15 protein-coding genes are annotated in these 22,133 nt (G+C 51.3%); 10 read left to right on the forward strand and 5 right to left on the reverse strand.

Annotation, left to right across the window (positions count from 1 at the left end):
* Window positions 1-424: 424 nt before the first annotated feature.
* Window positions 425-1,252, reverse strand: a complete 828-nt coding sequence (locus E1757_RS24275) for an SDR family NAD(P)-dependent oxidoreductase (RefSeq protein ID WP_133233048.1) — start codon at window positions 1,250-1,252, stop codon at window positions 425-427.
* A gap of 161 nt (window positions 1,253-1,413) precedes the next feature.
* Here E1757_RS24275 and E1757_RS24280 point away from each other — a divergent pair, with 161 nt between their 5' ends.
* Entirely contained in the window at window positions 1,414-2,316 is a 903-nt protein-coding gene (locus E1757_RS24280) for a LysR family transcriptional regulator (RefSeq protein WP_133233051.1), read from the forward strand.
* A 240-nt stretch (window positions 2,317-2,556) separates the two neighbouring features.
* Window positions 2,557-2,772 carry a hypothetical protein gene (locus E1757_RS24285; RefSeq protein ID WP_133233054.1) on the forward strand — a complete coding sequence of 72 codons (216 nt, stop codon included), beginning with the start codon at window positions 2,557-2,559 and terminating at the stop codon, window positions 2,770-2,772.
* Here the strand turns inward: E1757_RS24285 and E1757_RS24290 are convergent.
* The 3 genes from E1757_RS24290 to E1757_RS24300 form a co-directional block, all read right to left on the reverse strand.
* Entirely contained in the window at window positions 2,765-3,541 is a 777-nt protein-coding gene (locus E1757_RS24290; protein WP_133233057.1) for an ABC transporter ATP-binding protein, read from the reverse strand. The two genes, E1757_RS24285 and E1757_RS24290, sit on opposite strands and share 8 nt — an antisense overlap.
* Before the next feature lie 18 nt (window positions 3,542-3,559).
* Window positions 3,560-4,888, reverse strand: a complete 1,329-nt coding sequence (locus tag E1757_RS24295; RefSeq protein ID WP_133233060.1) for an MFS transporter — start codon at window positions 4,886-4,888, stop codon at window positions 3,560-3,562.
* 166 nt (window positions 4,889-5,054) lie between these two features.
* Entirely contained in the window at window positions 5,055-5,777 is a 723-nt protein-coding gene (locus tag E1757_RS24300; RefSeq protein ID WP_133233062.1) for a FadR/GntR family transcriptional regulator, read from the reverse strand.
* A 131-nt stretch (window positions 5,778-5,908) separates the two neighbouring features.
* Between E1757_RS24300 and E1757_RS24305 the strand changes: the two genes are divergently transcribed.
* From E1757_RS24305 to E1757_RS24335, 7 genes are all read left to right on the forward strand, one after another.
* Complete coding sequence (locus E1757_RS24305) at window positions 5,909-8,209, forward strand: helix-turn-helix domain-containing protein (RefSeq protein WP_133233065.1); 2,301 nt, start codon at window positions 5,909-5,911, stop codon at window positions 8,207-8,209.
* A 17-nt stretch (window positions 8,210-8,226) separates the two neighbouring features.
* The gene (locus E1757_RS24310; protein ID WP_133233067.1) at window positions 8,227-9,744 is read left to right on the forward strand and encodes an extracellular solute-binding protein; all 1,518 of its coding nucleotides are present in this window, start codon (window positions 8,227-8,229) and stop codon (window positions 9,742-9,744) included.
* Window positions 9,745-10,007: 263 nt separating this feature from the next.
* Complete coding sequence (locus E1757_RS24315; RefSeq protein ID WP_165972264.1) at window positions 10,008-12,770, forward strand: glycoside hydrolase family 2 protein; 2,763 nt, start codon at window positions 10,008-10,010, stop codon at window positions 12,768-12,770.
* 28 nt (window positions 12,771-12,798) lie between these two features.
* Entirely contained in the window at window positions 12,799-13,722 is a 924-nt protein-coding gene (locus E1757_RS24320; RefSeq protein ID WP_133233072.1) for an ABC transporter permease, read from the forward strand.
* A gap of 28 nt (window positions 13,723-13,750) precedes the next feature.
* Window positions 13,751-14,632 (forward strand): carbohydrate ABC transporter permease, encoded by an 882-nt coding sequence (locus E1757_RS24325; RefSeq protein ID WP_133233074.1) that lies wholly within the window; start codon window positions 13,751-13,753, stop codon window positions 14,630-14,632.
* Between the two features lie 47 nt (window positions 14,633-14,679).
* Entirely contained in the window at window positions 14,680-16,212 is a 1,533-nt protein-coding gene (locus E1757_RS24330; RefSeq protein ID WP_133233076.1) for an extracellular solute-binding protein, read from the forward strand.
* A 116-nt stretch (window positions 16,213-16,328) separates the two neighbouring features.
* Window positions 16,329-19,238, forward strand: a complete 2,910-nt coding sequence (locus tag E1757_RS24335; RefSeq protein WP_133233078.1) for a chitobiase/beta-hexosaminidase C-terminal domain-containing protein — start codon at window positions 16,329-16,331, stop codon at window positions 19,236-19,238.
* 322 nt (window positions 19,239-19,560) lie between these two features.
* On the opposite strand, the gene hisA is transcribed toward E1757_RS24335, so the two are convergent.
* Window positions 19,561-20,322, reverse strand: a complete 762-nt coding sequence (hisA, locus tag E1757_RS24340) for a phosphoribosylformimino-5-aminoimidazole carboxamide ribotide isomerase (protein ID WP_133233080.1) — start codon at window positions 20,320-20,322, stop codon at window positions 19,561-19,563.
* 376 nt (window positions 20,323-20,698) lie between these two features.
* Between hisA and E1757_RS24345 the strand changes: the two genes are divergently transcribed.
* Window positions 20,699-22,015 (forward strand): deoxyguanosinetriphosphate triphosphohydrolase family protein, encoded by a 1,317-nt coding sequence (locus E1757_RS24345; protein ID WP_133233082.1) that lies wholly within the window; start codon window positions 20,699-20,701, stop codon window positions 22,013-22,015.
* The last annotated feature ends 118 nt before the right edge of the window (window positions 22,016-22,133 follow it).

Below are 22,133 nucleotides of genomic sequence, written 5' to 3' on the forward strand. Positions count from 1 at the left end.
GAAACAGTGGAAGAAGCCGGGGACGAAGGTGCAAAACCTGCGAAAGCTGGGAGTGCCGGAGTGGCAGGCCTACCAATGGGGGAACACAAGGCTAGGTTACTGGCGAATAGCCGGAAGCGCAGTATTGAATCGCTCTGTTACAAACGAAAAGCTCGCACAGGCAGGGTACTATGACTTCCCTGCCCAATACGAGCGTCTACGTCAGTTGCACTCAAGCGGTTGAACCGCCGTGTACCGAACGGTATGCACGGTGGTGTGGAAGGTCGGCTACTCAACTAATGGGTAGCCTCCTATCCGATTTGAGGCGGACAGCTACAATGAGAGCGTAACCCTTCAAGCCTCTGTAGAAACGTATCGTGCACGGCTTGGTTTTTATCCCAAAGCCGTACTGGCCGACCAAATTTACCGCACCCGTGATAACCTGTTATTTCGCATCGGGTTCCAGCAGCTCTGCCGTAATGTCCGCGAGGCGGGCCGCCGACCTGGGTGAGAACAGACTGCTTCGAATACTCAGTTCAGTGTACATATTGAACGCGCTGAGCGGTTCCTTGGGTGGATCGTCAAGCAGCCGGACGATCGGAGGTACGACATCGGTTGCAGGCTTCGCCAGCGCTTTCTGCTGTTCGATATATGCCGCCGTCGGAGCATCGAACTCACCGGCGAAGCTCGTCGATGTCGTTCCCGGGTGAAACAGCACATACCTGACCGGGCCCTCGCCATGTCGCTCGGCGAAGGTAACCCCGAGCAGATCATTGAACCGTCCGGTCACGAACATTGCTTGTATACCATCGTATTGCTTGGCACTCTGCAGATCTTCCCAGTCTATCGGTGTTTCGTGGCCCGGGCCGGCTACGTTGACGATGACCGGGCTATCCGCTTTCTCGAGAGCGCCGAGCAACCCGTAGCTAAACAGAACGCGGCTCAGGTAGAAAAGCGCAAAGTTGTGTTCGAATCCTTCGGAGGTCACCGAGCGATACGTCCGGAAGTAACGCGCGCACATGACAAGGCCATCAATTTTGGGGTAGGCCTCGATCACATCACTGATGGTACGCTTCGTGCCCGACATCAGACTGAGGTCTGCCTGGACGAAGGCTGCGCTTCCTGGCGCACTGGCCGCCTCTCGGATGAGCCGATCGCCTTTCTTCGGATCCGTTCCGATCACTACGGCATGATCTCCCCTCGAAAATAGCGCGCGGGCAACGGCTGCGCCGATACCATCAGTGCCACCTGTAATTACGAATGTCTTTGTCATAGCTTATCTCCCTTACGTAAGCGGTCATTCCGTCCGCGCCTTTATATTTTTACTTGAGATAACTCTTGCACTGATTAGTATAATATAAGGAGGGATTTAATTAAATTGAATGATTTTGATTTTATCATTCAATGATTTTGAAAAAAAGGGAGTACTCAATAATGGAAATACGTCACCTTATCACGTTTCGCACCGTTGCCTCGACTTTGAATTTCACTAGAGCTGCAGAAGCGCTCAATTATGTGCCCTCCAATGTGACCATGCAAATTCAAGCATTGGAAGAGGAACTGGGCGTTCCTCTGATTGATCGATTAGGCAAACAAATTGCGTTGACAGAAGCAGGCAAGAAATTCTTGTGGCATACTGAAAAGATTATGAGCGACCTGGACGAAGCCCGGCTGGCAGTACAAAAAAATGAGGAAATCACGGGGACCATTACGATCAGCGGAAGCGAGATTCTTTGCGCATATCGGTTGCCTGCACTATTTCATGCTTTTCGCACTCAATACCCCGGTGTTCGATTCAACTTTCGTCCCCTCCCCAATGAACGTTTGATAAATAGCCTGTATGAAGGACTTACGGATCTTATCTTTATTTTGGATGAACAGGTAAGGGCGCCGAGACTTATTTCAACAGCTTTAAAGGATGAATTATTTCATCTTCTTGTCGCACCGCACCATCCGCTTGCGGATCGAACAAGACTTCAAGTCCAGGATTTGCAAGAAGAAGTGTTTTTGCTAACGGAGAAAGGCTGCACATATCGAACTTTATTCGATCGATCCATTGAGAGACGGGGGATCGATGGAATGACAAGCTTGGAGTTTTCCAGTGCAGAAGCGATTAAACACTGTGCTATGACGGGAATGGGCATTGCTTTCCTGCCGGACATGGCTGTAAAAGCAGAGCTGATGCGGGGCGAGCTTGTCTCTCTACCCTGGAGAATGCCTGATCTTCATGTCGTTACCCAGATGCTGCGGCATAAGGATAAATGGTTGTCGCCTGCGATAGAAGCGTTTGTTAATGTGGTTAAGGTTGTGTTTGAACCGACATCTCTTGTTCCCTAAAGCTTGCCGTTATACCGGATCGAGAACCGGTTAGTAAAAAAAGAGGTAGCAGAAGGCACAAAAGTAGAACAGAAAAGGGCATGGATGTGGGGTGGAAAGTTTACGGGCCGTCTTTGAAGTCGTGTTCCCCTGCCCTAATCGAAGGAACACGACTTCAACAACGGCTGTAACCCCACATCCATCCTCCCCACGCTCAAACGTAAATCCTAGACCAAAAACGCCGCAAGGCGTTTTTCCCAAATGTCCCTGCCGTACAAATATGTGGTATATAATGGGGATAGCCGCCTTGAGCTGCGCGAGATCGGATACGCCGGCGCACTGACGATGGAATTTATGCCGTCCGCCTCGAATCCTTATGCCGTCGCCGGGCGGCGGCAGGAGCAGGGAATGGCGGAACGGCTGGATCAATCCGCGCTGCAAGCCATTCGCCACATAAAAAGCTTGCTGGCTACTTGACCGACAGCCAGGCCCGCTCATGGCGCCACTGCACATCGACCGGCGTCTCGAAAAACTCCGACAGGCAGGCGCTTTCCATAATATGTTCCGTCCTGCCGCTGCGGAACGCTTCGCCGCGCCGGATGAGCAGCGAATGCGAGAAGATCGGCAATATTTCTTCGGTATGATGGGTGACATACAAAATGTTCGGCGCATCGGGCTGCCCGGCCAGCTCGTTGATGCTTGCGAGCAGCGTTTCCTTGGACAGGAAATCGAGCCCGTTGCACGGCTCGTCCAATATGAGCAGCTGCGGCGATGCCATCAGCGCCCGGGCGATCAGCAGCTTCTGCTTCTCTCCCTGCGAGCAGGTTTGGTAGGTGCGGTCGATCAGATGGCTGCAGCCGAGCTGATGCATCAGCCGCAGCGCCCGCTCGAGATCGCCCGGCTCGGGCACGTCGTACAAGCCGATGGTGGCGAACTTGCCGCTCAGCACAACCTTTTGCGTCCGGTCGCTGCCGTACAGCTTCTCCTGAAGCGAGCTGCTGACCCAACCGATCGATTTGCGCAGCTCTCTTAAATCGAACGTGCCGAACTTATGCCCCAGCACGCTGACCTCGCCCTCGGTTGGCCAAATATAGCCGTTGATTATATTGAGCAGCGTCGTCTTGCCTGAGCCGTTGAGACCAAGAATCGCCCAGTGCTCGCCTTTTTCGACCTGCCAGCTGACATGGCTAAGCAGCGTTGTATGCTCTCTTTTCCACGATACATTGTTCATATCGATTACCTTCATTGCAGTCAAGCCTCCTGATTAGCTGTTCAAGGAATTGCCGTTAGATTTGTCGGACGCGGCGGCATCGGCCGAAGCCGTTTCCGTTGCTTGCATCTGATCCGGTGCGAGCTTCAGCTTGCGATCCGACGGCAGAAGCGCAGCGAGCAATCCGAGCAGCGGCAAATAAGCGCATAGTTGAATGACAAACGTAATGCTGGTTGCATCCGCAAGCGTGCCGAGCGCGGCCGAGCCGACGCCGCCAAGTCCGAACGACAGACCGAAAAACAACCCCGAAACCGTCCCTACCTTGCCGGGCACAAGCTCCTGCGCGTAAACGACGATTACGGAGGAGCTGGATAAAATGATCAGGCCGATAAATACGCACAGCACAACGGACCAAAACATGTTGGCATAAGGCAGCAGGATCGCAAACGGCGCCGCGCCGAGAATCGAAAACCAGATCATATTGCGTCTGCCGAATTTATCGGCGAGCGGACCTCCGAAGAACGTGCCGACAACGCCTGCGGCCAGCAGCGAGAAAATAATCATTTGCGCCCGGTCGACCGGCATATGGAAGTGTTCAATCAAAAAGAAGGAATAAAAGCCGGTCATCGCCGACAAATAAAAAAACTTCGAAAACAGCAGCGCAACGAGCACGCACAGCGCGAGCCACAGTGTGCTCTTGGGCAGCTGGCTTACGGTTCGTTTGACCGTCTGAGCGGCTTTTTTGCGCAGCGACAAATGGCTTTTGTACCACTTGGCTACATAGATTTGCACGACGATGGCTACGGCCGCGGCAATCGTGAACCAGATGATCCCGTGCTGGCCTAACGGAACGAAAATAAGGGCGGTAAAAATAGGCGCCAGCGCCTGTCCGATATTCCCTCCGACCTGAAAAATCGACTGGGCGAGACCTCTGCGCGCTCCTGCGGCCAAATAGGCGACTCGCGACGCCTCCGGATGAAGCACGGACGAGCCGATCCCGAGCAGCATGACGGAAAACAGCACCAGGGCAAACGTCCCCGAATAAGCGAGCAGCACGACACCGGCAAGCGAGAAGGCGACGCCGAGCGGAAGGATGTAAGGCTTGGGCCGCGCATCGGTATACAAGCCGATCAGAGGCTGCAGGAACGAGGCTGTAATGTTCAGCGTGAACGCGATCCAACCGATCTGGGCGTAGGTCAGATTCAGCGATTCGTGCAAAATCGGAAACATTGCCGGAATAATCGATTGGATCGAATCGTTCAGCAAATGAACGAGACTGATGGCGAATATAATGGAAAAGACGGTCGTCTGCGGACTGCTCATGCTGGCATTGGGACTGCTGCTTGCACTTGGACTCGGACTTGTACTGGCTGAAACACTCATGCGATCACCTCATTGTAATATGTAAAAAATGAATAAATGAAAATAGATTCATTCATGCTTATCAACATCCTATCATCTGATGTTTAAAACGACGACTAAGCAGCCGATTTTAATCGGACCGCTGCCGGAGGGGCGGCCGAACCTTTATCGATTGTCGCTGCTCGACCTACTGCTCGGAGCCGTCCAGATTCGCCAGCGATTGCTTCAGCCCGGCAACGGTTTCGTCCAAATTGAGCATCGTCCAATGAATCGCCGCCGCCGCATCCTGCTTTTTAATCGCATCGTACAAATTTTCGTGGAACTGCACATGCGGGTCATGCATGGGCCTCTCCAGAAACAAAGAGCCGAGCGCTTCGCGAAGCACCGTCGAAAATGTCCGGTACAGGTCGATGACGACCGCATTTTTGCTGGCCGCCGCGACGGATATGTGAAACTTGACATCCGAATTCAAATAATCGTTAATGCGCTTGCTATTCAAAGCCGCTGCGCGATTGTCCAACAGCTCCCGCATTTGGGCGAGATCGTCTTCATCGCGCCGCTCGGCCGCGAGCTTGGCGATTTCCAGCTCCAGCATCCGCCTGACCTCGAATACATCCAATATTTCGGCGCGGCGCAGCCGGTGATCCAGCGGCTCCTGAATAATCGGATTCGTGCTTAAAAACGTGCCGAAGCCTTGCTTTTTTTCCAACAAGCCTGCATGTACAAGCACCCGGACCGCTTCGCGGATCGTCGACCGGCCTACGCCGAACTGCTCCATCAGCTCCGGCTCCGTAGGAATTTTGTGGCCTGGCGGAATGTCGCCGCTCGATATTTTCTTTTGCAGCTGCAGCACGACCTCATCGACCAGCTTCCGGCGGCTTACATTTTGAAAAGAAATTTGTGAATTCATCAGATCATCTCCTGTTTAATGGAACTACTATACCACATGGTTTGCTCATTAATCCAGCATTGTTTTCAGCATCAGGAGTGCCTCCGGGCAGCGACTATGGTATTATATTTACAAAAGTAGCCAGGGGGAGCATGATGAAATACTCTTCATCGAAGTATTTGCGGAGACTCATTCTGTTCAGTTCGATTTTATGCAGCGTCCCTGTACTCATCAGCGGGTATTTTTCCTATTTGAAAGCGTCGGATAAGATACAGGAGAAAGTGAATGAGGGAAACAAGCAAATATTGACGCAAACGGAGATGCGGGTGGAGCAAATTCTGAAAACGGTGGACACGACGATCACCCAATTCGCTAATTCTCCGATCATCGGTAATTCGCTGCAAAAAAATTTAACGTCCGAGGATTTTATTATTGCCGGGGAGCTTTCGCAAAGACTGCATCTGCTTCAAGCTTCCAATTTGGGACTTTACGATATGTATTTAATTAATTTGAATAAGGAATGGGGAATGAATAACAGCGGGATGTTCCGCTTCAACGAAGTAGAGAGGACCGCTCATTATGTAGACTATGCGAATGAACCGCGGCCTTCCTTCTGGGTCAAGGAAACGACTTTCCCAACGGACGGCAATCCGGACAAGGAGGACCATGAATATACGATAAACTTTGTGAAAAAGCTTCCAATCAATACATTGAATCCGACCGGGCTTGTGATTGCCGAAATATCCGGATACAAAATTAAAGAGCTGGTTACCGGCAGCAGCAATCTCGGGCAAATGATGATATTGGATCAGGACTATCGTCTGCTTGATTATGAAAGAGATGACGGCAAGTTCGCCCAAAACCTTTTAACCGAAACGATCGTCGGGCAGTTAAAGCAAATGAGTCGTGAAAGCGGTTACCTGGACACTTACCTGGAATCGGTTGGAAAAGTCGGGATTACGTTCCGCAAATCCGCATATAACGGTTGGATTTATTTGTCGATCATGAAGGAATCGGATATTACGAAGGAATCGAAAACGATCGGCTGGATTACGATGTATACTTGTCTGGGCATCACTTTATTGGCCTTTTTGTTTTCCGTATTCGGATCGACGAAAATGTATATTCCGATTAAAAGAATTTACGAAAATTTGGCAGGGAGCCTGGAAACGGAAATACCCAAATCGGGAAAAGACGAGATTCAAATGATTGACGAAGGCTTAAGCCGATTGTTAGTAACCAAGTCGATGATGGCCAGTCAAATTACGGTTCAAATGCAGTCCTTGAAAGAGCTGTTCGTTCTCAAATTGTTTCAGGGAGCTTTAAAACCAAAGGAAATCGCCGAGAAGCTTGCTTCCTTCGGCTACCCTTCCTCATTCGACTGGTTATGCGTGCTGAATCTTCAAGTGGATACGATCATGAATCCCCGGTATAAAGAGGAAGACCGCGATCTGTTGATGTATGCGATCAATAATATTGTCAGCGACCATATTCCGCAGGAGTACCGTCTAAGCCCTATTCTTTACGAGCAATCGCAGGTTACGCTGGTAGGAGGAAATCAGCAAAGCCTCGAGCAGTTTAAAACGGATATTTACACATTGGTCGAAGACATTCAGAAGGCGGTGGAACACTACCTGGAGCTTACGGTAAGCATCGGAATCAGCCGGCCTTTTCACGATTTCGTCCACACGCCCAAAGCTTATCAGGAAGGCATCGAAGCTTTGAAATACCGGATTCAATTCGGACGCGGGATTATTCTCTGCTTCGACGATTTGACGCCTGTCCAAACGGTAAGGTATCTAATTCCCGAACGAATAGAGAATGAGTTGATCGACAGTATCAAGGGCAATGAGCAGGAAAAGGCCGAGGAGCTTTTGCATCGGTTTATCGTCGAGGTTTTCAAACCGGAAGCGAGCAATCAGGACTACCAGGTTCATCTGGTCCGGCTGCTCATGGAACTCATTCGACTGGCCGAAAAAGGGGGAGAATCACTGCAGTCGTTAATCGGGTCGGAGACCTCGCTGTTTGACCAATTGTTCAGCCTGCATACGATTCAAGATATTGAAAAATGGTTTGCAAATACATTGATCCCGCCGATCATGGCAGCTTTGCAAATGCAGAGGGAGCTGCCTTATCATACGATCTCGGATCAGATCGTTCATATGATTCACGATGAGTACGATCTGGACTTGACCCTGGATTTATGCGCGTCGAGGCTGAACCTGCATCCCAATTATGTGGGCAAAGTATTCCTCAAAGAAACGGGCAGCAAATTTAGCGATTATTTATTGCAGTACCGGTTGAAAATTGCCCAGAAATGGCTGATCGATTCAGATTTAAAAATATCCGAAATAGCCGATAAGCTTAGGTACAACAACCCGCAAAATTTTATTCGGTACTTCCGCAAAATGGTAGGTATCACGCCGGGCCAATTTCGGGAGCAAAACAAATAGGGCAGGAGGAATTTTCGTTGTTTTCCCCGGTAAACCGCATTTGGATTTGCATGTTGGCATTGATTTGTATGTTCGTTGCCGGATGCGGCGATGCCGCAGACTCTAACAAGCTGGCTGTCGCGCCGAATGATGAAAACGGCCATAAACCTTTTGCAATCCGGATGTTCGCTCCCAATTTTGAAGCGGAAGCTCTTAAGTCCAATAACGAAATCGTACAGGCCATACAAAATTATACGGGCGCCAAATTAAGCATCTCTTGGATTCCCAAAAGCGCATATGACGATAAAGTAGCGGCATCTATCGCATCGGGAGACGTTCCGCAGGCATTGATCATTCAAAACGACAGGACACAATTTATTATCGAGTCCGTTCGTTCCGGATTTTTTTGGGAAATCGGCCCGTTTTTGAAAGATTATAAAAATTTGAGCGGCCTCGATCCCGGTATTTTGAATAACATTTCGGTAGAAGGTAAAATTTACGGGCTATATCGGGCAAGAGATTTGGCTACCGGCGGATTTATTGTGAGAAAGGATTGGCTGGATCGTTTGAATTTGAAGGAACCCAGAACAATGGAAGACTTGTATCAAGTCATGAAAGCATTCACGCGGAACGACCCGGATGCCAACGGGAAGAACGATACCGTCGGGCTGGCGTTGAACAAGCTGGATATTAAACCGGCGACACCCGGAGGCTTTGATCTGATCGTCAGCTATTTCGGCGGCCCGAACGGTTGGGAAGTGAATGCCGACGGCAAATTTATTCCAGATATCATGACCGGGGCGTACCTGGACGCTTTAAAATTTTTCAAAAGGCTGTATGCTGAAAACTTGATGAATCAAGATTTTGCGATAACGAGCAAAGCGAGGGAATTGGTGTATAAGGGGAAAACGGGTGTTTTCCTTGAATCCAAAGCGGCGACGGTATTTGAAGGCGAGGCTAAAAAACATCATCCCGACGCCTTGATGGAGCCGATCAGCAGAATCGCGGGGCCGAAGGGGGAAAGGCTGCCTGCGGCAAGCGGTTATAACGGCGTCTTCATGTTTCCCAAAGCGAGCGTGAAAACGGAAGCGCAGCTGAGGGAGATTCTCGCATTTTTCGATAAGCTTCTTGACCCTGCCATGCAGGATTTGTTCCAGTGGGGAATTGAAGGGAAGCACTACAAGGTCGAAAACGGCATGTACATACGGACCGATACGAAAGCTTATCTGGCCAATAACGATATGCATCAAATCAAGCTGAGCACTTTGGATGCTACGATAGGCGACGTAAGCGCTTTGGAAAAAAAGCTGATCGAGCAAAAGAAGGCTAATGTTAAAATTGCGGTGCCTAACCCTGCCATAGCGCTCTATTCCCCGACCTATACGGAAAAGGAAAACGTGCTGAACACGATTGTCAACGATGCCCGCACCCGGTTTATTATCGGCGATATCGATGAAGCGGGCTGGAAGGATGCCGTGGAGCAGTGGAAGAAAAATGGAGGCACGCAAGTAATCGAGGAGTATGAGACGGCGTATGTAAAAAAACGCGGCAAGTGAGCAAAAAGCGCCTCCTGCAGGAAAACGGGCAAAATGGAAGCGGAAAATGGATTCCGGCATAATCATTCGTCGTATCAGCGGCATCATCGGCTGAAACGGCGGATGATTTTTGTTCTAAGCAGATGATTATGGATGTTTGATAATGATTATGGGCTCTTTCCAGCCTTAATAGGCGAATATCTTAAAATGATTATGGCTGTAACGGCTCCCCTCCGGTATGTTCATAGTGAATGATAGAGCATATAAGGGGAGCGGGGATAGCTATGCGTGAGAAACATGCGAACAGGATACAAAAAACGATCAATCGTGATTGGAAGTTTAATTACTATCCTTCGGAAGAAGAAGATTTATCGCCGATCGCGGCCGATTTCGATGACCGGGCATGGCCCGCCATCGCCGTTCCGCACACATGGAGCACTTATGAAACGACGGGAGAGCTGCACCCGTTTATCCGAAACCCTTCGGAAAAAGACGGTTCCTTCTGGTGGTACGGCTGGGGCTGGTACAGGAAGAAGTTTACGCTCGATGCCCGCTACCGTTCGAAAAAGATTTTCATCGAGTTTGACGGCGTGCAAAAGTATTCGAAAGTTTGGTTGAACGGACAATTTGCCGGCGAGCATAAAGGCGGATTCACTTCATTTTATTGCGATGTGACGGACGCCGTACAATTCGATCGGGAAAACATACTGGCCGTCGAGGTGTCCAATCGGCGCAATGACCTTTTCGGAGGCATACCGCCGATGACGGCAGGCAATTGGAACATGTACGGCGGCATTTACCGCGATGTGCGGATCGTCATTAAAGACAAGCTGCACATACCGTTCCAAGGCTCAGCCTTGCATGAGGGCGGCACGTTCATTACGACACCCGATCTGTCGGCGGCCGGAGGGAACGTGCGGGTGCGTACCTTTGTCAAGAATGAATATGAAACGGAAGTAGACTGCCGATTGAATACGCGGATATGGGGGCCCGACGGCACGCTTGTTACCGGCATGATGTCGGAACGACGGCTGGCCGCCGGCGAGCTGGCGGAGTTCGATCAGACGAGCGGCCGCATCGATCGTCCGCAGCTGTGGAGCCCCGAAACGCCGGCGCTGTACAAAGTCACTTCCGATTTGGAGCTGGGTGGCCGCTCGACCGACCAATTTGCCAGCACATTCGGCTTCCGTTGGTTCGAATGGAACTATTCCGAAAATCAGTTGTATTTGAACGGGAAACGTACCCCTATCCACGGTTCGAACCGACATCAGGAATACCCATGGCTGGGAGATGCGCTGCCGAAATGGATGCATGGCAGAGATTTGCGCGACATCCGCTTTAACCTCGGCTTCAACTTTATGCGGACATGCCATTACAATCAGGATCCTTATGTTTACGATCTGTGCGACCAATACGGTATATTGATCTGCGAGGAAGTTCCCAATATTAAAAATATTGCGTTCGGCGCGGATATACAGGAGCAGCACGTCCGTGAAATGATCCGCCGGGACCGCAATCATCCAAGCATTATTATGTGGAGCATGGGCAACGAAACCAACCATGCCGCCGATCCGCGGTGGGCCTATGCGGAGGACGACACCCGCATCCTTCATTGCCGCCATTGCGCCGGCATGGGAGAAGATTTGCCGCATACCCACCGACAGATGCTGATGGAGCATATGCTGCGCTGCACGGTTCGCGGCTGGTACAACGCCGATGTGAAGCCGTTGGAGCCGGCGAATCACCAGCATACCGGGCACGAGGAATGGCAGCACGACCAATCGCTCACGAGGAACGGGGAGCGGCTGCTCGCGATCAACGGCGGCAAATGGCTCTATGCCGATCACGGCTGCGACCGGGAATATTTAAACAGCCCGCTGAATCATATCAACCCGAAGGGGTGGGTGGACGGCTACCGGATGCCGAAATATTTGTACTACTTGTGGCAGGCCAATTGGTCCCGGAAGACGATGGCGTTCATTCATCCTTACGATTGGACCTCCCGCTATTTGGGACAGCGGCGGAACATCACGGTCAACAGCAACTGCGATGAAGTCGCCTTGTATGTGAACGGCCGGGCAATCGGCAGCCTCCATCCGGCGGAAAGCAATGACTTTACGGTTGTATTTACCGATGTACCGGTCGAAGAGGGAACGGTTGCCGCGATCGGTACGCGAAACGGCGAGAGCGTGAGGAATGAGGTCGTCATGGCCGGGGCTCCCGCCAAGCTGGCCGTATCCGCCTCCCATATGCGAATTCCGGCGGACCGGTCGGGCATCGTCCTTATGACCGTCGATATCGTTGACGAGCATGGGGTACATGTGTACGGCGCGACCAACGATTTGCACTTTAAGCTCGATGGCCCCGCCAAGCTGGTCGGACCGGACTGCTACATATCCGATACCCATAAATGCAACGAGATGGAAGGAACCATGTATATCGACGCGCCGGTTTCCGTACCGGTCCGTTCTACCGAAACAGCGGGTACCATCCGCTTTATCGTTTCCTCGCCGGGTCTGCAGTCGGCGACTATCGAAATCGAAGCTGTTGCGCCCGCGCAGGACACGGTCGAGGGGATCGCGGAGCCGCCGGTGACAGGCGGTTTACTGACAATCAAAGCCAGTTCGGAATCGGCAGGCGCGGAATCGTCGCAGCAAGCCGATCACCTGGAAGATTCGGTTGAAGATATCGATTTCAGGGGAGCGGATGAAGCGTCGTACGCAGAAAAGATGTCCAAATGGATATGGCAGCGGAATTTGCATATAAACGTAGGAACCCCCGCATTTGCCGCATTAGTCGATGCGATGGTCGTGCAGCTGAAGAAAGACCGCGGCTTGACCGTAGCCGACGATTACAATTTCATTATCGGGCATTTTAACGATTGCTGCCGCATTCTGGCGTTTATACATGCACGGAAATGGAATGGACAGCTCAAGCAAAAGCTGGCGCACGACTACATCGACGCCATAATTACCCGCGGCGTTGCAATGGACGTACTTCACGAGATCAATCGGCTTTCCGACGAGAATCTGAATCTGAATCGGTAACATTCAAAAAAACTTAAAGGAGGCAACCATGCTGACGAAATCGCGCCCGTCGCAGCTTATCGCTTACGCTATCAAGCATCGCTGGCTGTACATCATGCTGTTCCCGGGGATCTTATACTATATCATCTTCAAATACATTCCCATTTGGGGAGTGTTGATCGCTTTTCAAAATTACCAGCCCTTTCTCGGTTTTTTCGGAAGCAAATGGGTCGGATTTCAACATTTCGAACGCTTTTTTACGATGCCCGACTTTTGGATGCTGCTGCGCAACACGTTAATTATGGCCTTTTATAATATCGCTTTCTTCTTTCCGATGCCGATTATTGTTGCGCTTATGTTAAATGAAATAGCCAAGGAGACGTTCAAACGTTTTGTGCAGACCATGGTATATGTGCCGCATTTTGTCTCCTGGGTCGTCGTCGTCGGCCTGTCCTATATTTTTTTAACGACGGAAGGTGGCCTTATCAATGAATTGATCGCTGCGTATGGCGGGCAAAAAATTCCGTTTTTACTAAGCGCCGATTTGTTCCGTTCGATGATTATTTCACAAACGCTGTGGAAGGAAACCGGTTGGGGAACGATTATTTTTTTGGCGGCGCTGGCGGGCGTAGATCCGCAATTGTACGAAGCTGCCCGCATGGACGGAGCCGGACGGCTGCGTCAAATCTGGCATATCACTTTGCCGGCTATCCGCAGTACGATCATTATTTTGCTTATTTTGCGGGTCGGTCATTTTCTCGATACCGGGTTTGAGCATATTTGGCTCATGTTGAACGCCATGAACCGCCAGGTGGGCGAAGTATTCGACACGTACGTGTACACGGTCGGTATTACCCAGGGACAGTTCAGCTTTACAACGGCTGTCGGTTTGTTCAAATCCGTCGTCGGTCTCATTCTCGTGCTCGCGACTAACAAATTGGCCAAGAAACTCGGCGAGGAAGGACTATATTAATGCGACTAATGCGAAAGGAAGAACACCTATGGTAAAGGACAGAACGATTGGAAGCATCCTGTTTGATTGCATCAATTATACGCTGCTGCTGTTGTTTGCGCTCGCTGCCGCCATTCCGTTCGTATATACGATAGCCGGTTCATTCTCCACCGCACAAGAGCTGCTGGAAAAGGGCTTCATTCTGTTCCCTACGAAATTCTCACTGGAGTCGTACCGGTACATTTTCTCTACGAACACGCTCATCCGCAGCTTGCTGGTGACGATTTTTATAACCGTCATGGGCACATTGTTTAATTTGGTGTTTACGGTGCTGATGGCTTATCCTTTGGCCAAAAAAGGGCTGAAAGGCCGCAATACGATCATGCTGATGATTATTTTCTCCATGCTGTTCAGCGGCGGCATGATCCCGTCTTTTCTGGTCGTCAAAGCATTGGGGCTACTGAACAGCTACTGGGCGGTCATTATTCCAAGCGCTATCAATTCGTTCAATCTCATCGTGATCAAAAATTTTTTCCAGCAGCTTCCCGAAGGCTTGGAGGAATCGGCACAAATTGACGGCTGCAACGAGCTCCAAATATTAGTTCGGATTGTGCTGCCTTTGTCCACGCCCGCGCTGGCGACATTTTCGCTCTTTTATGCGGTCGGTCACTGGAATACGTTTATGAGCGCCATTTTATACATTAACAATTCCAGCAAATGGCCGATCCAGGTGCTTCTGCGGCAAATCGTCATCCTGGCGCAGGGAGGCATCGGCGATTCGCAGGACTTTAGCCCGGAATATGTCGCGCCGCCTGCGGAAACGATCAAAATGGCTGTTATTGTCGTTTCAACCGTACCGATTTTGCTGGTTTACCCTTTTTTGCAAAAGCATTTTGCCAAAGGTGTCATGCTCGGCTCTGTCAAAGGGTGAGCTTCGATACATAAAATCATTAAATAACAAGTAGGAGGCAGTTACCCATGAATACAAAGAGAAAAATGGCTGCGACGATGGCTGCGTTAAGTTTGCTGGCTGCGGTTGCGGTTGGCTGCAGCGGCAAGCAGGAGACAGCGGCGACCGGCAATGCGCAGCAAGCGCCGGATGGAGCCCCGGCAGGGGCACAACCGGGCACCCCGCTGAAAATGACCATGTCAAACGTATATTTTACTACCGAAGCGCCGAAGAGCGACAGCGAATTTATGAAAAAGTTTGAAGAGCTGACCAATACCAAGATGGAAATTACATGGATTCCGAATCCTGCGATTGCCGACAAAATGACGGCGATGATCGCAGGAAACGAGCTGCCGCAAGTATTCTTTGTCGTTGATAAATCCCCTGTCGTCGTGAATGCGATCCGCTCCGGCATGTTCTGGGAAATCGGCCCGTTGTTAAAGCAGTATCCCAATTTAAGCAAAATGCCGGAATTAAGCCTGCAGAACACATCGATCGACGGCAAGCTGTACGCCATTCCGAAGCTGCGCGAGCTGACGCGCGACGGTATCGTCTTCCGTAAAGATTGGCTGGATAATGTAGGTTTAAAGGAGCCGCAGACGCTGGATGATCTGCTGAAGGTGCTCAAAGCGTTTACGGAAAACGATCCCGATAAAAACGGCAAAAACGATACGTACGCTTTCGCCTCAAAGGGGCCTGTGCCGACAGGGTTCAAGCATTTTATGATGTATTACGGGGGCTCGAACGAGTGGGAGGTAAAGGATGGCAAATTTACGCCTGATTTCATGACTCCAACCTATATGGAGGTTATGAAATTATATCGCCAAATGTATCAGGATAAATGGTTCAATCAGGATTTCGCGGTGCTCAGCGACAGCACCACTCTGATTAATAAAGGCAAAGCCGGCGTCTACTTTAATGTATTGGACGACGTAAGCTCCCGTTTTACCGAGCTGCAGAAATCGAACCCGAGCGCCGTGCTGGATGTGATCGGTCCGATCGAAGGAAAGAACGGGAAAAGAATTCAGGCCGGTTCCGGTTATAACGGGATGTATTTATTCCCGAAAACGAGCATCAAAACGGAAGCCGATTTAAAGCAAGTATTAGCGCGTCTCGATAAATTTGCCGATCCGGCCGTTCAAAACTTGCTGGCTTGGGGAATTGAAGGCAAGCATTACAAGTTGGACAACGGCAAGCCTGTCCGTTTGGACGATAAAGTGTGGAACGACGAAATATGGGCGCCCTACAACCAGCTCCGCTTTGACCGCGGCGAGCTGGCAACAAAGGGCGAAGAGTCGGCTATCATCAAAAAATACAAACAATTGCAGAGCGATGACGTGAAATATGCCGTTTCGCGGCCCATCGATCCGTACAACTCGGATACGATGAATTCGCAAGGGAAGCAGCTGACCAAGCTGATCGACGACGCCCGCGTCAAGTTTATTATGGGGCAGCTGGACGAAGCCGGATTCAACAAAGTAGTGGAACAATGGTTGAAGGAAGGCGGCAGCAAAGTCATTGAGGAGTACAACGCGGAGTACGCCAAAGCGGGTAAAAAATAAGCCGGTCCGCGAACGAATGGTTGCTGCACTTCTCTGCTATGCTCGCCTTATCTCGCCGCATAGCAGAGAGGTTAGTGATACAAAAATGAACAAAAACATGAGAGGAGCTGTTATTTATGAAAGCGATTCATTATTTGACCCGTCGCTGCTCGCGATGGCTGCCGATCGTTCTGATCGGATGCTTGCTGGCCGGTTTGCTGCCGGCGCTGTCACAGCCGGTCGCTCATGCGGCGGATGTGTACAAGCCTTCGACGCGTGCGCTTTATGTAACAAATACGGCCGACGCCGTACTTAAGACCGCCAATCAGCTTGTTATGACTGCGCCAAGCGGGAGCGCGACAAGCTCTCCCCAGACGAATCTCGTGCCGCTTGCCCTCGGCTGGGTGGAATTGGATTCGCACGGTGCCGGTTCGGAGGCTAACTTGGTAAGGCCTGGCGATACGCCTCCGCAGCCATCCGGACATGGATTTATTTATCCGGGCAGCTTTGCCGGTCAAACGTTTACGACGGACGGTCTTTGGCATGGCTCTCAGGCGCTGAAGGCGAAGACAGCTGCCGGGATAACCGGGGATCTACATTTACGGGTATTTAAATTAAGCGGAGCCGGGACGCCGAACCCGGTGTATACCCCGATTGTCGATCTGGTTTCCGAAAATTGCAAGAGCACGGACGGGAAAGCGGCATGCCAGGTTGCCCCGGCCGCTCCGGCTGCGGATGTAACATTCGATGTCGGAGATCAGCTGTATTACGATATTGTGCTGAAGATCACTCAAGGCGAAGCGGCTTATGATACGGATCCTGTTAACGGTAAAAGCAACTTGAAAATTACGACAAATTCCGCAAGCGCTTATGTGGAGCCGCCGGACACTGGTGCAGGACCGGTGTTAGTAGGGGTTCAATTAAAAGGGTTAGCGCCTGCGACGCTTGGAACGGCCGGCGCATCGATGCAGACTGTCGTAACCGCCGTATACAGCAACCAGAAAAAATTCGATGTGACCAACTCGCCGCAAACGCAGTACAGCAGCAGCAATACGGCCGTTGCTACCGTATCCAAAACCGGGTTGGTGAAAGCGGTCGGAGACGGTTACACGACGATCAAGGTTAGCTTCACGGATTTGAGCAGCCAAACGACAATCACAACGGAGTATATCTTATACGTATATCCGGCGATACCGATTGATAAAACGCCTAAAAACCATGCAACGGACGCCGAGCTTGATGCGATAGTGAAAACAACGTTGAACGGCATCAGTTCCTACGGTTGGGATCCGGTCAACGGAGGAATTTTCATCAACTGGCGGCGGGATGACCTGAGCAAGGTGCAATGCAGCAGCAGCTCTTGCGACGACCGCAGCAGACCGACGCGCCACGACATTCAAAACGATTTTCGCGCCCTGCAGCATCTGTACTGGTACAAATGGCGGCACAACGGGGACACGGCATATGACGAGATGATCAACCGTTTGGCGCCCAAGGTGAGGAAGGACTGGAGTACGAATACGGCCAGCAAAGGCTGGATCTATTACGTCATGCTTCGATTGCACAACTATGCTGACAATCCGGCCGACAAAGACATGTGGATGAACACCATCCTGAATTGGGCGCAGGAGCAGTACAACTCCATTGATCCGGTGCTTGGCATACAGCACGACCGGGATATGCCCAACTGCGATTGCGGCACCAGCACTATCTTCCTCGACGACGCCTACCGGGTGGACCGCCAGGTTCAAGTAGGCGCGGCCTTGGTCGATGCCGGCACAAGGTTTAATAAACCCGAATGGGTTACGGCAGGCTACAATCAAACGATGAAAGCCTATCAGCAAACGTTTGTCGAGAAATTCGGTCTGTTCCCCCGCATCTATGTCTTGCATGACGCGAACTATGGCGATAATATCGTGTGGGATATGCAAGCCAAAATAGGCGAGGTATCCGAGGAGGTCGATGCGCTTGTTCGGGCGGGGGCGGTTACGACCGATCCGCAAATCAAGCACGATTTCTACGAAATTTCCACAAAAATGCTGAATGCGCTGCGTGATCTTCCAGTGCATGACAAGGTCAACGGCGGGTACTTTTTCAAGATGTATTTAGGTCCGAGCTATGAAGGAAAGCCGGAAGGGTACGTGGACAAATCGACCAAAGAAATGCGGCAAAGCTCCCTGTTGGGCACATACCATATCGCCAATATGCTGATGGGGAACCAATGGGCCGACCTTGAAGAGGAAATGCGGTCGGTAGTCGCCAATACGGTCAATGATTTGCCAAGCGGCATGTTTTTGCCGAACACACGCCCGGCAGGTGAAACCTTAAACGGGTATCCGACCTCGAATGCCGGATACTCTTATGAATTAAACGATGATTGGACGATTTCCGGTATTTCCAACTGGGTAAGCAATGAGTCGAACAGCCTCGCATTGCTCGGTATCCAGCAAGTGCTGACACAGGGATTGGACGGCACCGAGCTGGAAGCGGTCGCGGGCGTGAAGGCAAGTCCGGCCGCAGGACCGGTAGCGGCGGGCGCACAGATTTCCTTATCCACGGCTACGCCGGGAGCAACCATTTATTATACCGTAGACGGATCGACACCGACACTCAAAAGTCAGGTATACAACAGCCCGATCACGATTACAACGGACATGACGATCAAGGCGTATGCGATAAAGGCAGGCATGATTGATAGCGAAGTGGCAACGTTTGCTTACCATGTTTCGGATCCGGGTCCTGGTTCGGATAATGTAGCTCCGGTATGGCCAAGCAACAGCAGCCTGACCGCTTCCAAGGTCGGCAAGAAGGAGCTTGCGCTTGCCTGGACCGCAGCTTCCGACAATGTAGGCGTTGCCGGATATAAAATCTACGTGCTGAGCGGCAATCATTTTACCGAAATTGCGAACGCGGGCAATGCTCTGAAATACGATTTAACGAATCTGGCGCCAGGCAGACCGTATACGTTTGCCGTCAAAGCGGTGGATGCGGCCGGAAATTGGAGCGACTATGGCCCGCAGCTATCGATTCGTTTGAAAGATAATTAAGGCAAGAGGCTGCCGTTCCAATGGCATCAAGAGGGGGCTTTCCCAAAGTCATTTTTGGATTTTGAGCCCCCACTCTGCTATGAATCTGCATGTAAAAGCCGCTTCCATCCCCACTTATATAGTGGTGTTGGAGGCGGCTTTGCAATTTTGGGGACTATCCCGCCGGTTGATGCCATTTGGGACGGTCCCTTTTTTGTTATTGAGTAGAAGCAAAAGCTTTATACGCTGCTACGGTCAATCTCTGCGAACCTGCCTCGCAATTCGAAAAAATTACGTTTAAGCAAATGTTTGATCCTTAGAGGCCCTTGAGGACATTCTTGTCCTACAGCCGGTTGCAGCAGGCAATAACGTCCTTATACGGCAGGCTGCCCCCGAAAATATCGAGCGCGCTGCCGATCGTAATATCGAGCTTCCCTGCCGTCAGCCGATGGAACAGCTCAAGATCGGCCAATGACCGGGCTCCGCCCGCATACGTCGTCGGCAATGGCACCGATTGGGCCAAATGGCTGACGAGACTTTCCTGAATGCCGGCGCGCTTGCCCTCGACGTCAACGGCATGGATGAGAAACTCATCGCAGTAGGACGCCAAATATCGCAAATTTTCCGCAGTGACCTCGAAGCTGCTTATCGTCTTCCATTGGTTGGTTGCGACGACCCATTTATCTTCATGCTGCTTGCAGCTCAAGTCAATGACAAGCCGCTTCGCCCCGACCTCGGATACGATTTTATCGAGATTGGCCGTGTTCAGCTCGCCGTCGCGAAAAATATAGGATGTCACGATGACATGGGACGCGCCCTTCTCCAGATAGGAGGCTGCATTGTCCGCGGTGATACCGCCGCCGATGTGCAGGCCGCCGGGGTATGCGCGCAGCGCCTGCTCGGCAGCCTGCTCGTTGCCGCCGCCCAGCATAATGACATGCCCGCCGAGCAGCCGGTCGCGCTTGAACATGTCCGCGTAATAGGCGGGGTCTTTTTCCGAAACGAAATTTTCAATCACTTCCGTATCGTTATCCACATTGAGCGATTCGCCAACGATTTGTTTCACTTTGCCTTGATGCAGATCGATGCACGGTCTGAATTTCATAGTCGGTTCTCCTGATCATTAAATATTTTAAGTCACAAACACGTGTACTCAGTCTTTAACAGCATAGCATAAAATGCGGCGGTTTTCAGTTATTTGAAAGGACGGGCCGGAGGGCTGGCCGCTTTGCAAAGCGTGGCTGCGCAATGATACAATAAGCTGCAGGAACGAAAGCGACAACCGGACAAGGATAAACGGCTTCGCCGTCCTTCGAGGAAGAGCGCGTTTGTCAACGTTGTGCGAAGCAAAGTATAAACTTATGCTTTCTATACAACACCTATGGGCGGCGTTCCTCACGGACGCTGTTTTTTTGTATATGATATAAATAGAAACCAGTTAATAACCGCTGTCGGGGCGGAGCGAGAGATGAGGATCATATATGGATTTGCGTAAAATGAGGCTTTACGATACGACCAACGCCAATTCCAGCGAGGAGCGGGATGAATACGAAAAAGATTATGCGCGGCTGATTCAATCGCCGGCGTTTCGCCGCTTGCAGGGAAAATCGCAGGTGTTCGGCGCAGGCTCCGGTGATTATTACCGGACGCGTCTGACCCATTCGTTGGAGGTGTCGCAAATCGCCCGTGAAGTCGCGCGGCGGATGGAGAAGACGTACCCGTTTTTGGCCCGCAGAGAGCATCCGGGGCTGATGCTCGATCCGGCGGTAGTTGAGGTCGCGTCGCTGGCGCATGATCTCGGTCATCCGCCCTTCGGGCATAAAGGGGAAGACGTGCTGAACCGGCTGCTGTCGGAGGAGTACGGACTATGTTACGAAGGAAACGCGCAAAACTTCCGCATTTTGATGTTTCTCGAAAAACGGGCGGGGAGCGGGAGCGGGCTCGATTTGAGCGCGGCTTCGCTGCTCGCAATCAATAAATATCCTTACTTGCTGGAGGAGAAGGGACGCATTAAAGGCGTATACAAGATGGAATGGGAAGGGATTCGCTTCCTCCGTGACGCCTGGAATATGCCGCAGGACTGCCCGACGCTGGAAGCGCAGCTGATGGATTTATGCGACGATATCGCCTATTCCACCCATGATATCGAAGACGGAATTCGCGCCGGGAAAATCCAGATGAACCGCTCCTTTTTCGAAGAGGAAAGGCTGCTGGAAAACCTTATTCTGGAAATTGTGAACGACCAAGGCAATGTCGACGTGGGCTGGGATCAGGTCGATATGAAGGCAATGGTGCGGAAGGTGCTGGACGATTACTTGGAGCAGTGGGAGACGATCTATGCCGAGTGCAACCGCGAAGCCTCGAAGACCCGTAGGGAGATGAAAGCCCGCTGGGTCAGCCGGTTCGCCAACAAGGTGGGCATTATCGACGATCCGAAAAGAGGCTGGAAAAAGGTAACGTTCGTCGAAGACGGAGAGCAGGATTTGCATCTGCTGCGTACAATGGAAATTTTGAAGAAGCTCGCATGGGTTACCTTGATCAAAGACTTCCGGGTACAGCGTCTGCAAAAACGCAGCGAAATCATGATCCGTCAGCTGTGGGACAGCTTCAAGGTGCACGACACAGGGCGGCTGATTCTGCCGCCGGATTGGATCGAAAGCTACGAGCAGCATAAAAGTAAATGGAGCTGGGAGCGCATGGTCGCCGACTATATCTCCGGCATGACCGACGCCTATGCGGAAAAGGTGTATGCGGAGCTGTTCGCCAGCAAGTCCGGCTCGATCTATGAAATGGATTGACAATAGCTTCTGCACATTAAAAAACGCGTTCCTTCGGCCTATGACGGCTTGCAGGAACGCGTTTTTGCGGTTTCAAGGCATTAATTCTTCGCCGCGCAGCCCGCGGTAGTCGGCGGTA

This window comes from Paenibacillus piri (genome assembly GCF_004354045.1).
In the GTDB taxonomy this organism is placed as follows: Bacteria; Bacillota; Bacilli; order Paenibacillales; family NBRC-103111; genus Paenibacillus_S; species Paenibacillus_S piri.

Bases quoted from the DNA above. Each gene is read 5' to 3' on its own strand.
- E1757_RS24275 (WP_133233048.1), bottom strand. From the start codon at position 1,252: ATGACAAAGACATTCGTAATTACAGGTGGCACTGATGGTATCGGCGCA.
- E1757_RS24280 (WP_133233051.1), top strand. From the start codon at position 1,414: ATGGAAATACGTCACCTTATCACGTTTCGCACCGTTGCCTCGACTTTG.
- E1757_RS24285 (WP_133233054.1), top strand. From the start codon at position 2,557: ATGTCCCTGCCGTACAAATATGTGGTATATAATGGGGATAGCCGCCTT.
- E1757_RS24290 (WP_133233057.1), bottom strand. From the start codon at position 3,541: ATGAAGGTAATCGATATGAACAATGTATCGTGGAAAAGAGAGCATACA.
- E1757_RS24295 (WP_133233060.1), bottom strand. From the start codon at position 4,888: ATGAGTGTTTCAGCCAGTACAAGTCCGAGTCCAAGTGCAAGCAGCAGT.
- E1757_RS24300 (WP_133233062.1), bottom strand. From the start codon at position 5,777: ATGAATTCACAAATTTCTTTTCAAAATGTAAGCCGCCGGAAGCTGGTC.
- E1757_RS24305 (WP_133233065.1), top strand. From the start codon at position 5,909: ATGATGAAATACTCTTCATCGAAGTATTTGCGGAGACTCATTCTGTTC.
- E1757_RS24315 (WP_165972264.1), top strand. From the start codon at position 10,008: ATGCGTGAGAAACATGCGAACAGGATACAAAAAACGATCAATCGTGAT.
- E1757_RS24320 (WP_133233072.1), top strand. From the start codon at position 12,799: ATGCTGACGAAATCGCGCCCGTCGCAGCTTATCGCTTACGCTATCAAG.
- E1757_RS24325 (WP_133233074.1), top strand. From the start codon at position 13,751: ATGGTAAAGGACAGAACGATTGGAAGCATCCTGTTTGATTGCATCAAT.
- E1757_RS24330 (WP_133233076.1), top strand. From the start codon at position 14,680: ATGAATACAAAGAGAAAAATGGCTGCGACGATGGCTGCGTTAAGTTTG.
- E1757_RS24335 (WP_133233078.1), top strand. From the start codon at position 16,329: ATGAAAGCGATTCATTATTTGACCCGTCGCTGCTCGCGATGGCTGCCG.
- hisA (WP_133233080.1), bottom strand. From the start codon at position 20,322: ATGAAATTCAGACCGTGCATCGATCTGCATCAAGGCAAAGTGAAACAA.
- E1757_RS24345 (WP_133233082.1), top strand. From the start codon at position 20,699: ATGGATTTGCGTAAAATGAGGCTTTACGATACGACCAACGCCAATTCC.